Source organism: Bowmanella yangjiangensis (assembly GCF_018531185.1).
Classification (GTDB): Bacteria; Pseudomonadota; Gammaproteobacteria; order Enterobacterales; family Alteromonadaceae; genus Bowmanella; species Bowmanella yangjiangensis.
In genome coordinates this window covers 1,195,151-1,208,386 of record NZ_JAHDJU010000002.1, presented here as the reverse complement: position 1 = coordinate 1,208,386, position 13,236 = coordinate 1,195,151, and the positions used below count along the sequence as shown (strand labels likewise).

13 protein-coding genes are annotated in these 13,236 nt (G+C 48.5%); 9 read left to right on the top strand and 4 right to left on the bottom strand.

Features of this window, described 5'->3' with window-relative positions; translation table 11 throughout:
- Positions 1–75 precede the first annotated feature (75 nt).
- Both lpxL and KJY73_RS14600 read left to right on the top strand, forming a co-directional pair.
- Complete coding sequence (gene lpxL, locus KJY73_RS14605; RefSeq protein WP_332874210.1) at positions 76–996, top strand: LpxL/LpxP family Kdo(2)-lipid IV(A) lauroyl/palmitoleoyl acyltransferase; 921 nt, start codon at positions 76–78, stop codon at positions 994–996.
- A gap of 29 nt (positions 997–1,025) precedes the next feature.
- Entirely contained in the window at positions 1,026–1,682 is a 657-nt protein-coding gene (locus KJY73_RS14600; RefSeq protein ID WP_214344438.1) for a TcpQ domain-containing protein, read from the top strand.
- 12 nt (positions 1,683–1,694) lie between these two features.
- On the opposite strand, the gene glnE is transcribed toward KJY73_RS14600, so the two are convergent.
- Entirely contained in the window at positions 1,695–4,535 is a 2,841-nt protein-coding gene (gene glnE, locus KJY73_RS14595; RefSeq protein ID WP_214344437.1) for a bifunctional [glutamate--ammonia ligase]-adenylyl-L-tyrosine phosphorylase/[glutamate--ammonia-ligase] adenylyltransferase, read from the bottom strand.
- 291 nt (positions 4,536–4,826) lie between these two features.
- Here glnE and KJY73_RS14590 point away from each other — a divergent pair, with 291 nt between their 5' ends.
- Both KJY73_RS14590 and KJY73_RS14585 read left to right on the top strand, forming a co-directional pair.
- Positions 4,827–5,729, top strand: a complete 903-nt coding sequence (locus tag KJY73_RS14590) for a DUF350 domain-containing protein (RefSeq protein ID WP_214344436.1) — start codon at positions 4,827–4,829, stop codon at positions 5,727–5,729.
- Entirely contained in the window at positions 5,729–6,514 is a 786-nt protein-coding gene (locus KJY73_RS14585) for a potassium channel family protein (protein ID WP_214344435.1), read from the top strand. The genes KJY73_RS14590 and KJY73_RS14585 overlap by 1 nt, the downstream gene beginning before the upstream one ends.
- 34 nt (positions 6,515–6,548) lie before the next feature.
- Here the strand turns inward: KJY73_RS14585 and KJY73_RS14580 are convergent, their stop codons facing one another.
- Positions 6,549–6,857, bottom strand: coding sequence for a GIY-YIG nuclease family protein (locus KJY73_RS14580; protein ID WP_214344434.1), 309 nt, complete (start codon positions 6,855–6,857; stop codon positions 6,549–6,551).
- A gap of 93 nt (positions 6,858–6,950) precedes the next feature.
- On the opposite strand from KJY73_RS14580, the gene trhA reads away from it, so the two are divergent.
- Positions 6,951–7,598 carry a PAQR family membrane homeostasis protein TrhA gene (gene trhA / locus KJY73_RS14575; RefSeq protein WP_214344433.1) on the top strand — a complete coding sequence of 216 codons (648 nt, stop codon included), beginning with the start codon at positions 6,951–6,953 and terminating at the stop codon, positions 7,596–7,598.
- 11 nt (positions 7,599–7,609) lie between these two features.
- Here the strand turns inward: trhA and KJY73_RS14570 are convergent, their stop codons facing one another.
- Entirely contained in the window at positions 7,610–7,867 is a 258-nt protein-coding gene (locus KJY73_RS14570) for a DUF3081 domain-containing protein (RefSeq protein WP_214344432.1), read from the bottom strand.
- Positions 7,868–7,967: 100 nt separating this feature from the next.
- On the opposite strand from KJY73_RS14570, the gene KJY73_RS14565 reads away from it, so the two are divergent.
- Entirely contained in the window at positions 7,968–9,503 is a 1,536-nt protein-coding gene (locus KJY73_RS14565; RefSeq protein ID WP_214344431.1) for a cryptochrome/photolyase family protein, read from the top strand.
- A 19-nt stretch (positions 9,504–9,522) separates the two neighbouring features.
- Here the strand turns inward: KJY73_RS14565 and KJY73_RS14560 are convergent, their stop codons facing one another.
- Positions 9,523–10,125 (bottom strand): outer membrane beta-barrel protein, encoded by a 603-nt coding sequence (locus KJY73_RS14560; RefSeq protein WP_214344430.1) that lies wholly within the window; start codon positions 10,123–10,125, stop codon positions 9,523–9,525.
- A gap of 159 nt (positions 10,126–10,284) precedes the next feature.
- Here KJY73_RS14560 and KJY73_RS14555 point away from each other — a divergent pair, with 159 nt between their 5' ends.
- From KJY73_RS14555 to KJY73_RS14545, 3 genes are all read left to right on the top strand, one after another.
- Positions 10,285–10,464 (top strand): hypothetical protein, encoded by a 180-nt coding sequence (locus KJY73_RS14555; protein WP_214344429.1) that lies wholly within the window; start codon positions 10,285–10,287, stop codon positions 10,462–10,464.
- A 207-nt stretch (positions 10,465–10,671) separates the two neighbouring features.
- Positions 10,672–12,645: a BCCT family transporter gene (locus KJY73_RS14550; RefSeq protein ID WP_214344428.1), complete on the top strand. Its 1,974-nt coding sequence runs from the start codon at positions 10,672–10,674 to the stop codon at positions 12,643–12,645.
- 52 nt (positions 12,646–12,697) lie between these two features.
- The gene (locus KJY73_RS14545) at positions 12,698–13,192 is read left to right on the top strand and encodes a MarR family winged helix-turn-helix transcriptional regulator (protein WP_214344427.1); all 495 of its coding nucleotides are present in this window, start codon (positions 12,698–12,700) and stop codon (positions 13,190–13,192) included.
- Positions 13,193–13,236: the final 44 nt, after the last annotated feature.

Here is a 13,236-nt window from a genome sequence, read left to right as displayed (position 1 = left end):
CAATGTGTGGCGGTCAGATGTCAGCCACGCACAAATTAGGCTAGAATGCGCCAAACATTTTTCATTAGGTAGACCGTGCAGGTAAAAGCCCCCCGTTTTCAACTGGCATTTTTTCATCCCCGGTATTGGCTGACCTGGCTAAGTATCGCTGTGTTGTATGTGATTTCCTGGCTTCCCTACAAAGTCCAAATTTTAATGGGTAAAGCGGTGGGACATCTTCTTTTCAAAGCGCTTAAGTCCAGACGCAAGGTGGCAGAGCGCAATTTGGAATTAGCCTTTCCTGATATGGACGACAACGCGCGTCAAACTTTGCTGAAAGCGAATCTGGCTTCAGCGGGTATCGCCCTGTTTGAAACGGGCATGGGCTGGTGGTGGCCAGATTGGCGGGTTAAGCCCATGGGTAAGGTAATAGGATATGAGCATGTGCAAGCCATTCTGGATAAAGGCAAGGGAGTAATGGGCTTAGCCATTCATAACATGAATCTGGAATTCAGTTGCCGTGTTATGGGGCTGGTTCACCCATCCGTAGTGTTTTACCGTAAGCACAACAACCCTTTGATGGAGTATATGCAATACCATGGCCGAGCCCGTTCAAACCGGTATATGATTCATAAGCGCGGTATCAGCGAAATGTTCAAGGCACTCAACGGTGGTGAACTGTGTCTGTATTTTCCCGATCAGGATTACGGGCCTAAGCGCTGCGAATACGTGCCCTTATTTGCCGTAAAAGACGCCGCCACCACAACAGGCACCTTGTTATTCGCAGGCCAGTCTAATTGCGAAACGGTGTTTATTGTTCCGATTCGCACCCCAGATGGATATGAGGTTAGAATTTTTCCCGGTCTTGAAGATTTTCCGTCAGGTGACGATAAAGAGGATGTAGCAAGGGTGAATCGAAAGATAGAAGAGTTGGTGATGATGGCACCGGAACAATATCTGTGGATGCACAAGCGCTATAAAACCCGTCCACCAGAAAATCCTGAGTCTTTATATTAAAGGTTACCAACAGCGAACGTTGTAGATTTATGAGTAAAAAGCCTTTCTCTTCCAGTATGTTCTGGGCCAGACAACTCGGCCTGGCGGCTGCACTCATCATCATTGCTGTGGTGGTCATCCAACTGCAAAAACACCAAAAAAGTGAGCCAATACCACAAGGGCAAACGGTTAAGAAAGATCCAGCAAAAGGTTTATCCAGCTTCTATGCTGAATACCGCACGTCCTCAGGAGAGCCTAATCCTGAGGAGCAAAGCGACTTTGTTATGCCCCTTTCCGAGCAGGACACACCGTTGAATGACCGCTTGCAGGCCATGGAAAGCGTTCAGAAACCCGCATCTGGCCGCTGGGTGGGCGAACACAAATACCGCACCTTCAAAGCTGGCGGTACGTTACGGGAAATCATCAGCAACTATGCACAAAGCGAGGGTATGCAGGTGATATGGGAGCTGAATCAGGATTTTGTAGTGAAGAACAATTTCCAGGTCGATGACACTGTGGTGGGCACCTTGAATAAAATTGCCCGTGCCGTAGACAGTAACTTCTCCGGCACGGTAGAAGGCTTTTTTTGCCCTAAACAGCGCACCCTGGTGATAACGGATAAACCCACAGACTACCTGCGCCAGTTTTGTAGCCCGACCGATGCGGCTATCAGCGCAGAAGTAGAACGCGCCACATCAATGAAATAACCGCAAGCCAGATTAACCTAGGGTTTGCTGCCATATCAGCCTGACCTGCTCACGCAACTCATCGAATCTGCCGCTCTCATCTACGGCAGGCTGCCCATCCAACACGTAACGGTGTCCGGCATCCCGATAAGCCAGATAAGCCTCGGTCAGCGAGCGGGCCCATTGTTCACTAATCACCCCATGCGACTGCAAACTCTCAAGTATTCGGACATTATCAGACCAGAAGCACAGCGCATTATGCTGATGACTTTCACTGAGCACCCAGTACTGGGTCAGAAACTCGATATCGGCGATACCACCGCTCCCCTGCTTAAGATCGAATCCTTGCCCCGCCTGCAGATGTTCACGCATTTTCTCCCGCATCTGTCGCACATCATCGGCTAGCTTGGGTTTATCCCGCAGTTGGCAAATAACCTGCTTACGAATGCGCTGAAAACGCGCGGCCAGCATCTCATCACCAAATACAAAACGACTTCTGCATAAGGCTTGGTGCTCCCAGGTCCAGGCTTCTTGCAGTTGATATTCGGCAAAGCCATTAATGTGGCAAACTAACAAGCCAGAATTTCCGGCAGGACGTAATCTTAGGTCCGTTTCGTACAGCTGACCCGATGCCGTTTTGGTGTTAAACAAATGCATAATACGTTGGGCCAGTTTAATGTAGAACTGACGAGACTCGATGGGCTTACCACCGACAGTGTCTTGTTGACTGTCACAATCATGCACGAATACCAAGTCCAAATCCGAGCCATACCCCAGTTCAATCCCCCCCAACTTGCCATAGGCAATCACACCAAAACCAAGTTGCGGGGCAACAACGCCGTCGGGCTGGCCATATCTTTCCGTCATTTGCTGCCAGGCATCCAATACCACTTGTTTAATCAACGCTTCGGCCAGGAAGGTTAAGTGGTCACTCACCTTCATAAGAGGGAGAACACCTGTTACATCTGCTGCGGCAATCTTAAGTTGTTGACTCAACTTAAACTGGCGCATCGCCTCCATTCTCGCTTCAAGATCCTGTTCAGGAATGCGTAGCAGAAATTGGCGTAACTCGCTGTAGTAACCATCCAGCGGCGCTAGCTGATACAAATGCTGAGGGTTTAATAGTTCATCTAACAGGATGGGGAAGCGACCGATCTGTTCGGCAATCCAAGGGCTGGCACGGCATAAACGAACCAGTTGCGCCAAGGCTCCGGGATTCTCCAGTAACAGATCCAAATAAGCGGTGCGGCGACAGACGGCCTTAAGCACCCCGAATAAACGGGCCAACACCATGCTGGGGCTGGGGTTGTCCTTCAAACAAGCACAAAGCACTAACGGCATAAGTTTGTCCAGTGACTCACGGCCCCGGGTTCCCATGGCCCGATTACGCATCTCTTGGGCAAAGCCACTGAGGGTATGCCAAAATTCACCAGCGCTCTGTTCATCCAGAAATTTAGCCAGTAACCCTAAAGCTTCCTCATCCGTTAAGGGTAAGCACCAGAGATCGCTAAGCTCGTTAACTTCCTCACTGGGTTCTTGCTCGTTCTCATCACCAATCAACTCCATAAACTGACCATGAATGGTCTGCATATGCATTTCTAATGCTTGGTAAAAAACGGCATAGTCATCATAGCCCATGGCGATAGACAGGCGCTGGCGGCCAATATTGTCTGCCGGCAGGGTTTGTGTTTGCTCATCATTGAATTGCTGTAAATGATGCTCAGCCTTGCGTAAAAATCGATAACTCTGCCCTAATGCATCAGCATCCTCTGCACTCAACCAAGCCCGCGCTTTTAATTCGTCCAGCACGGCAAATAAGCCAGGATGTTGCAAGGCCGCTTCCCGGCCTCCGCGGATGAGCTGGAAAGCCTGCACGATAAACTCCACTTCGCGTATACCACCGCCACCCAGCTTGATATTGTCAGTTAACTGCCGACGACGCACTTCCTGACTGATCAGGCGCTTCATGTTACGCAGGGCTTCAATCGCGGAGAAGTCCATATAACGACGAAACACAAATGGACGAAGAATCCCTTTGAGCTCATCGGCAAAAGGAGCGACAGGATTGATGATGCGCGCCTTAACCATGGCATAGCGCTCCCATTCGCGCCCCTGCTCCTGATAGTAGTCTTCGAACGCAGAGAAATGCATCACCAGTGGACCGCTCTCTCCAAATGGCCGCAAACGCATATCGACCCGGAAAACCTGGCCATCTGCCGTGACCTGATTCAAGGCCGTAATCAGCTTCTGTCCAACCTTGACAAAAAACTGCTGATTTTCCAGCGTTCGTCGCCCACCTTCGGTTTCACCCAGTTCCGGGTAACAGAAAATCAGGTCGATATCGGATGAAAAATTCAGCTCTTCCCCACCTAGCTTGCCCATGCCCAGCACAAGCAGAGGCTGCGCCACACCATCACTCATTGGTGTACCGTAACGCTCAGCCAACTGTTGATAACACCAGTGACAAGCTTGGTCTATTAAAGCATTGGCAAGCTTTGAAACCTGTACAAGTGAGTCGTCAATGCTTTGGCCATGAGTAAAATCCAGCCAGGCCAGACGCACCATGTGTCGACGCCTGAAAAAGCGTAATACTCTGTGCATCTGGTTTTCATCCGTGACTGTACTTAGCGCCTCCTCCAGCAAGCCAGCATAGTCGGGCATCTGTGGCGATATTCCGCCATCGAGTAATAGGTAACGCAGTATTTCCACATCCTGTAAGCAGCTTCGCGCCACAAAGTCACTCATGGAAAACACCGGTACGGCGCACTCTTCCAGCGCAGCCAGCCATTCAGCCTGAGGGTGTAACTCCAGTAGTCTCTGCCAATGCTTATGACCAATTGAAAGCAGTGAGGGAGATAAATCTGTCATGCGCATATGACTGTCCTTATGAAATCTGGAGAAAGCTGCGGTGTTGGATAGACATGATTGCCGGTTTGTATGGGCTGCCAACTAAGGCCTTAAACATGGTTAATCACTATACATCGACAGTAATTAGGGTGCAGCCCTGAAGTGCAGAACAATCGGAGGCCTCCCACCGATGAAGCCACATGGCCATTCCAAGACACAAATCCACCGTTAAACCGCATCAATTGCCGCTCAGCTCTTGCGGTTGGCAGTTAAACTACTGAATAATTAAGGCCTTAGCAAAATAAACTTTAGTCGCTGATGAAAACCGATCTGATGGCACTGCCCATCACCCCTCAGGCCATGCTGTATATAGGTCTGGATGTTGCCATTGCCCTAGTGTTGTTAATTATGATGCGCTGGGTATTTGGTTTGTGGACACGAGTCGATGGTACCGATCAATTGTCAGGCAAGGACAATTTTGCCTTTGGCATCAGTGTCGCCTCCAGCCTGATGGCGCTGTCTATCGTGCTATGGAGCGCGGCAGAAAGAGCCTCGTCGGACGATTACCTGGCCCAGTCCATACAAATGCTGGTATATGGCGTTGTCGGTATTCTGCTTATCAAAGTAGGCCGATTTGCTCATGACAGGCTAGTACTGGACAGGCTGGATAAGCGTGAGCAGATCCTCAATCGTAACGTTAGTATTGCCTTAGTGGACGGCGCCAGCGCCATTGCCGTGGCCATCATGTTGCGCAGCGTTTTACTCTGGACCCAAGGCTTTGACATACACAGCGGCATTGCACTACTCAGCGGCTTTGTCGTGTCCCTAACGGTTATGTTGATCATTACCCGCTTGATGGAGCGGCGTTTTGCACAGGACAACCAGAATGACTCAATGCAGGATGTATTGGTCGGGGGACAAGTGGCTCTGGCTATTCAGCACGGTGGTTTGCTACTGGGTACGGCCTTTTCGGTGAGCGCCGCCAGCCAGCTTTTGGAGTACCATCCAACAGCCTACGTCAGCAATCTATTGAGCTGGCTACTACTGGCAATGTTGTTTACCCTGTTGACTATCACATTAGCCTGGGTAGCTAAGCGTTTGGTGCTCCCCGGAATCAATATGGTAAGAGAAGTAGACCATCAACATAATGTCGGCCTGGCCAGTGTGGAAATGGCCCTAACCATAGGCATGGCATTACTCTTGTTAGGATTGGTGTCCTGATGGCGAAAAGCAATAAACTCGGTGCTTTTGATATTGGCATGATGGTGTTGTCACTGGTGGCAGTGATCAATATCTGCGTGCTGATTTTGGCGGATCTGCCCAGAGACGTACGCAGCTACCTGCTATTTATGGACACCTTGATTTGCTTCCTGTTTCTTATCCACTTCAGCTACCACATACTGGTTGCCCACGACCGCATTGCCTACTTTAAGTCACACTGGATAGATTTTATTGCCAGTATCCCGTTAATCGAGCCCTTCCGACTTGCGCGCTTTCTGCAAGTTCTGCGGGTGGTGAGGTTGCTCAAACAAACCCGTCACCTGGCATTACCATCTTTAAAAGACAGGATCCAAACCACCCTGGCAACCATGATGGTCACCCTGGTTATCTTAATCGGTGCGGCGGGGTTATCTATCTATCTGATCGAACACGACTTACCCGGCGCCAACATAACCACCGCAGAAGATGCCATTTGGTGGAGTTTGGTCACCATCTCCACCGTTGGTTACGGCGATTTTTACCCTATATCCACCGCAGGCAGGCTGGTTAGTGTCCTGCTCATTATCAGTGGCGTTAGCTTATTTGGGGTGATTTCAGGCTATATCGCCTCTTTTTTCATTACCCCCGAAGAAAAAGATCAACTTGCTGTGCAGAATCGTCGTATTCACCGTATCCACGATCAGGTTGAGCATCTTCAGGAACAAATAGATCATATTCAGCAAATGCTGGTGAAGTTAACCACAGATAAGCAGCAAGACAACGCTCCCCCAAACCAAGATAAATAACCTTATTAGTCAGAAATAAGGCATCCTTCACTATTCACGCCGCAGGCAGGCTGAGCTGACCGTTAGCAAATCGGCGTTTTTCAGCCTTTGTTAATTGTTTCAACTGATATTCCATCTGACTGGCCTGACGACGACTCTCCATGGGCTGACAGTAGCGCATGACCAAAGGCCCTTTTCCACGCAATGCCTTTGCCGCCTTTTTACCACCGGCCTGGTGCTCTGCGAAACGCCGCTCAGGGTCAGTAGTAATCCCGGTGTACCAATGGCCCAGGCGGTTTTCGACTATATACAAGTACCAGATGGACGCTGTTTCTGAATTAATCTTTGTAAGGGGATCTGCCATGCTCAAGCCTGCATTTATTAGTTGCGCTGCCTTTCACCTTTTCAGTGTACAAGTGTTCGCTGAATACCTATACTGAGTAACACCGAATGCCGAATGGAACATCCCTTGTCTTCATCACGTCCGTATAGCGCCGCAGAAGAATGGTTGAATGCGCTGAGCCATGGTATTGGCTTTGTTGTTGCCGTGGTAGGTTTGATTCTACTATTGATGCGTAGCGAATCCAGTTTAGCCATTACTGCTTCCAGTATTTACGGTACGTCACTGCTACTGATGTTTCTAAGTTCGACAGTTTACCACGCGGTTACCCATCAAAAGGTAAAGGGTTGGCTTAAACTCTTTGACCATAGTGCAATATATCTATTGATAGCAGGTACTTACACACCATTTATGTTGGTTAGCGTAGGGGGCTGGGTTGGTACACTGGGAACATCTTTGATTTGGTCCATTGCGCTGGCAGGTGTGGCCTTTAAATGGCTGGCTAAACATCGCTTTCCTCGTCTGTCACTGACTCTGTACCTATTTATGGGCTGGCTATCCCTCGCCTTTATTTACCCGCTCTACCAAGCTTTACCCGGAGCGGGTATGTGGCTTTTGGTGGCAGGCGGATTGTGCTTCAGTATTGGTGTAGTATTTTACGTGGCTAAGCGTTATCAGTTTACCCATGCCATCTGGCACCTGTTTGTCGTCGCGGGATGCACCTGCCACTATTTATCCATTTACTATTTTGTGATGCCCGCCTAAAGCCTATAAACCTAATAATTTGCCTGGATATGCTGTAGCTTTTTCTCGAATTGTTCGACATGCTCGGCTTTCTCATATTGAAAATGATATTGGTTGTGAAAACCAAAGCTAAGTTGCACTGACGCATCTTCCAGAAACAGCGTGTATCCATCAAAGTCTGTATAGGCCTTTACGCCTTCTAACATATGCCCCTCTTGGTCTTCCTTCCCATGGGTTTTAATCTTTTCAAACACGCTGAGAATAAAACGGCTGTCTAATTCGTTTTTCATGACTTTCCCCTGTTACGCAAAAAAGACGCGCTAATGATGATCCTATTAGCGCCACGCTACGAATATTAAACCTGATGCAAGCTATGAGTAAATTATCCCAATGCTCCCAACACTGCTGCTGTTACTTGGCGATCAGCTAGATATCAATCATCCTGCACTTCAGCAACTGGATAAAGCTCATGACCACATCCTAATGGCCGAACTTGTTGAAGAAGCCAGTTATGTACCTCACAACAAGCTTAAGATTGCCTTGATTTTCTCGGCCATGCGTCACTTTGCCAGCAAGCTTCAAGAACAGGGATTTTGTGTACATTATTATGACTATTTGCAAACCAAACACAGTTGGCCAGACTTCTCCACCCTGCTCCAACACCAACTTAGCCAACAACACTACAAGGCACTTTGGCTAATTGAACCCGGTGAGCATAGGTTGCAACACCAGTTCAATACCTGGCAGCAATCACTCCCCCTGCCGGTCAGGGAGTTTGCCAGTCACAGTTTCATCTTCTCCAGGCAACAAATGCTTAGCTGGTTCGGCAGTCACAAACAGCCGAGGATGGAACACTACTATCAATGGGCTCGTCAACAAACCGGCTTACTGATGAGCAATGGGCGTCCGGAAGGAGGCAAATATAATTTCGATAAACAAAACCGTAAGCCCTGGGCCCAGGAGTTGGACATTCCCCCTAGCCATTCAACGCCATTGACCAGCATTACACAACAAGTTCTGGACTTAATAGAAAGAGAATTTCCACAGAACCCGGGAGTGTTACAACACTTTAATTTCGCTGTTACCCGAGAGCAGGCACTCAGTGCACTGAATGACTTTATTCACACCAAGCTGGATAAATTTGGCGATTATCAGGATGCGCTTGCGGATAACCAACCACACCTTTTCCATAGTATTTTATCTCCTTACATTAATATTGGGTTACTCAGCCCCATGGAAGTCTGTCAAGGAGTCGAGCTGGCTTATAAGCTAGGTCAAATTCCCCTTAACGCGGCTGAGGGTTTTATCCGACAGGTGCTTGGGTGGCGGGAGTATGTGCGAGGACTATATTGGTACAAGGGGGCGGAGTACGCCGACTTAAATCATTTCAAGGCTACGCAGCCACTTCCCCAGTGGTTTTGGCATGGCAAAGTACAAATGCGCTGTTTACAGCAAGCAATTGGCCAGTCTTTGCATCAGGCTTACGCTCATCATATTCAACGTTTGATGGTAATCGGCAATTTCAGTTTGCTAGCGGGGCTGGATGTTAAAGCAATATGTGAGTGGTATCTGGCGGTGTACGTAGATGCGTTTGAATGGGTTGAACTACCCAACACCCTGGGAATGGCACTGTATGCAGATGGTGGCTTTCTGGCCAGTAAGCCCTATGCTGCCAGCGGCAACTATCTGAATAAAATGGGCAATCACTGCCAGTTTTGCCCCTACTCACCTAAACTCACCACGGGGCCAAAAGCCTGTCCTTACAATGCTTTATACTGGCACTTTATCGATATGCACCAACAAGCCTTTAGCAAAAATCCCAGGATGAGCCTGATGGTCAGCCAATGGCAGAAAAAAACCACCATTGAGCAAACCGTCATCAGAGAATGGGCGGAAAAATTACTGGCGAATCTAGAAAACCTGTAAACACCAGCCCCACTGAGCTTTAGAAGTTATAGCGAAGTCCGATCTGGCCAATATTGGCTTCAAAGCCATCTTTTCCGCGGACATGTTGCGCTTCAATGCGCACATCCCATGCATCAGCAACCTTAAAGTCAAATCCCAGGCCAACCACACCAGCTACAATGGTTTCATCATAGCTGCAACGGACAGCGTCACCGCCTTCAAGACTGTAGGCACTTCCCTCGCCTTCCTCACAAGACTGGCCACTACCAATAAAGGCCTGTGATTCAAGCTTTACACTCATTACACCAACCCGGTAAAACAGCGTGCCCGCCTGTGAAGATGCTTTACCCAATAATGCCAGATACAACGCATCGGCTTTCAGGCTGCTGTTATCTTCTGAGCCAAGATTGGAAAGTACCGGCGCGTCGCCGTCCTCATCAATCAACTGCTGAAAGCCGCCTTCAACGAACCACTGCTTATCCAGCTCGTAGCCCATTGCAAAACTGTAGCCGATGCCTTTATCACCGGCCTGACCTTGGCTGGCATCAGCATAACCGGCACTAAACAGGCCGTACATGCCGCCATTGGCCATTACGGTTTGGCTGGTCAGTAAACAAAGTGCTGCCAATATTGTCTTTTTCATCTGTTGTGTCCTTGCTGTAATCCGGCTTAGTCTAGCCGCCTAACCCACAGAGTTTCCAGTGAAATTCTGTAAAACACTATTCTTTGCCCACTGTAACAAAATTGACATAACCATGTTGCCGGGTACAATTTTGCCACCAGTCCTTCACCCTCCACCCCCATGCCCAACAAAGACAAGAAGAAGAAAAAGAAGGACAGCCAACTTTTGATCCGTATCGACAAAGAGATGCGTAACACCTTTATTGAACTATGCGAAAACCACAACAGCACTGCAGCAAGGGAGTTACGCAGCTTTATTCAAAGCTACATTGAACAACATCAAGCCGCTGATAAACCGTAAGTTTTGCAGATCCAAACTCCATCTCTCCTTCGGGATGAAAACCAGCCCGCTCGCGACCAGAAAAAATTCGCCCCCAAACAAAAAAAGCATTTACGCTATAGGAGTCATGGCTACTTCTCAGGCGAAAACCATACTGACACTCAACCTTTATCTAAGGAAGAATAAAAAATATAATTTGTTCTCAAACTAATTAACACCGAGTATTTAGTGACAGACGATAACCTCCCAGCCCGCCTTAACCCTCCGGTTTTTTACTCAGCCACTCTGTTGATTACTCTCCTGCTAAGTTACACGGCGTTACTCCCCCAACAAGCCGATAAGTTATTTGTAGGCTTGCAAAAACTCATCGTCACCAATGCTAGTTGGTTTTACGTATTAGTGGTGGCCATTATTCTCGTCACCACAGTGTATTTAGGTGCATCTCGTTATGGTGAGATTCGCTTGGGGCCCGATCATGCCAAACCCGACTACTCCCGGCTAACCTGGTTTTCTATGCTGTTTTCCGCCGGCATGGGTATTGGTCTGATGTTTTTTGGCGTGGCGGAGCCCGTTATGCATTATTTATCGCCCCCTGTTGCCGAACCAGATTCGGTAGAGGCAGTACGAGAAGCAATGAAACTCACCTTCTTTCACTGGGGTCTGCATGCCTGGGCTATTTATGCCATAGTGGCCTTGATCATGGCCTTTTTCAGCTACCGACACGGCTTACCACTGACCTTACGCTCCGCCCTGTACCCTTTAATAGGTGAACGAATTTATGGCCCGCTTGGCCACGCTGTTGACGTATTCGCCGTCATAGGGACTGTATTTGGGGTTGCGACATCACTGGGCTTCGGTGTTTTGCAGGTCAATACCGGCCTGAATTACTTATTCGGTGTTCCTGTTGGTGACAGCACTCAGGTCATCCTGATTATCGGGGTAACTCTGCTGGCGGTCGTTTCCGTGGTAACAGGATTAGATAAAGGCATACGACGCTTATCTGAACTGAATATGCTATTGGCCGCAGCGCTGTTATTGTTTGTATTGTTGCTGGGACCAACGGTGTTTCTACTGCAAGCTTTTGTGCAAAATACCGGCGCTTATTTGTCTGACATTGTCAGAAACACTTTTAATCTGTTTGCCTATCAAAAAACCGACTGGCTGGGAGGCTGGACCATTTTCTACTGGGGTTGGTGGATTGCTTGGGCCCCTTTTGTTGGGTTGTTTATCGCACGTATTTCCCGGGGACGCACCATTCGTGAGTTTGTAATGGGAGTACTGCTAATCCCCTCAGGCTTTACCCTCATGTGGATGACGTTTTTCGGCAATTCTGCCATTGAAATGATCTACGTTCAGGGCATCACAGAATTGGCAGATATGGTTAACAAAGACGTTTCCATCGCCTTATTTGCGTTCTTATCCCATTTCCCTTTTTCATCTGTGCTGTCAGTCATTGCCACCTTGATGGTTATTGTATTTTTTGTCACCTCTGCAGACTCAGGCTCCTTGGTCGTGGACATGCTCTGCTCTCATGGGCATAACGATACGCCTTTGTGGCAACGAGTATATTGGGCTGGTGGAGAAGGTTTAGTAGCCATAATTCTACTACTCGCTGGGGGATTGGGTGCACTGCAAACTATGACTATTGTCAGTGCCTTGCCTTTCTCTATCGTATTGTTAATTGCCATACTCGGGCTGTTAAAGGCGCTGCGTGTTGATGTGTATAAGCGAGAAAGTCTCGCGTTATCCTTAGCACCCACTGTTGTGAATGCCTCAAACAGCGGTTGGCAGGAAAGACTGCACAATATAGTCGACTATCCCAGTCGGGAGGGGGTCAACCGTTTTATCCAGCAGGTAGTAAAACCAGCTATGGACGAAGTGGCCCAAGAGCTTAACAGCCAACAAATTGAAGCCAGAGTGGAAAGTAACGAGCAATCAGCAGTTGTGCTTCGTGTTAGCCATGGCAATGAAATGGACTTTACCTATGCCGTTTTACCCAGGGGGCATTTACAACCGCAGTTTGTCAGGCAAGAAGCCCCCTTTTTAGAAATGGAAGAAGATAAAAAGTATTATCGAGCCGAAGTGCATCTATCCGAAGGTGGACAGGATTACTGCATTATGGGCTGGTCCAAACACGCCGTGATTGGCGACATTATCGACCAATATCAGAAACATATGCATTTTTTACATATGCTGAGATAATGCAGTGCTAGCAAGCATACTGACATGAATGCACGGCGATTTGAGAGGTCGAATGGAAAAACATGATGAACTATTGGTTGCCTTGCGTAAGGTCATTCGTGCCATCGACCTTCATTCCAAAAAGCTTGAACGGGAGGTTGGTTTAACCGGCCCGCAACTTCTAGTAATGCGAGCCATTACGCGCTTTGATGGCGCCATGGTTAAAGAAATCGCAGATGATACCAATCTAAGCCCTGCGACTATCACCAGCATTCTGGACCGTCTGCAAACTCGCGAGCTCATCATTCGTCAGCGCTCAACTGAGGACAAACGAAAAGTCGGCGTATACCTTACCGAAAATGGCACTAAAGCGCTGAAATCCGCCCCAAAGATGCTTCAGGAACATTTCATCCGTCGCTTTGACGATCTCAAAGACTGGGAGCAAAGCCTGCTGGTCTCCTCCATGCAGCGCCTGGCCAACATGATGGATGCTGAGCAGATTGACGCCTCTCCGCTGCTGGAAATTGGCTTGGTTAATCATCCTGGAGCGCCCTCAAATAACCAATAATTAGCCGATTTATCGCATCAGGGATTGCAATCGCAGGCCGAAAT

Excerpts from the sequence above, each read along its gene's own strand:
- KJY73_RS14570 (WP_214344432.1), bottom strand. The coding sequence starts at position 7,867 with ATGAAAAACGAATTAGACAGCCGTTTTATTCTCAGCGTGTTTGAAAAG.
- glnE (WP_214344437.1), bottom strand. The coding sequence starts at position 4,535 with ATGCGCATGACAGATTTATCTCCCTCACTGCTTTCAATTGGTCATAAG.
- KJY73_RS14555 (WP_214344429.1), top strand. The coding sequence starts at position 10,285 with ATGCCCAACAAAGACAAGAAGAAGAAAAAGAAGGACAGCCAACTTTTG.
- KJY73_RS14590 (WP_214344436.1), top strand. The coding sequence starts at position 4,827 with ATGAAAACCGATCTGATGGCACTGCCCATCACCCCTCAGGCCATGCTG.
- KJY73_RS14585 (WP_214344435.1), top strand. The coding sequence starts at position 5,729 with ATGGCGAAAAGCAATAAACTCGGTGCTTTTGATATTGGCATGATGGTG.
- KJY73_RS14545 (WP_214344427.1), top strand. The coding sequence starts at position 12,698 with ATGGAAAAACATGATGAACTATTGGTTGCCTTGCGTAAGGTCATTCGT.
- trhA (WP_214344433.1), top strand. The coding sequence starts at position 6,951 with ATGGAACATCCCTTGTCTTCATCACGTCCGTATAGCGCCGCAGAAGAA.
- KJY73_RS14560 (WP_214344430.1), bottom strand. The coding sequence starts at position 10,125 with ATGAAAAAGACAATATTGGCAGCACTTTGTTTACTGACCAGCCAAACC.
- KJY73_RS14600 (WP_214344438.1), top strand. The coding sequence starts at position 1,026 with ATGAGTAAAAAGCCTTTCTCTTCCAGTATGTTCTGGGCCAGACAACTC.
- KJY73_RS14565 (WP_214344431.1), top strand. The coding sequence starts at position 7,968 with ATGCTCCCAACACTGCTGCTGTTACTTGGCGATCAGCTAGATATCAAT.
- KJY73_RS14580 (WP_214344434.1), bottom strand. The coding sequence starts at position 6,857 with ATGGCAGATCCCCTTACAAAGATTAATTCAGAAACAGCGTCCATCTGG.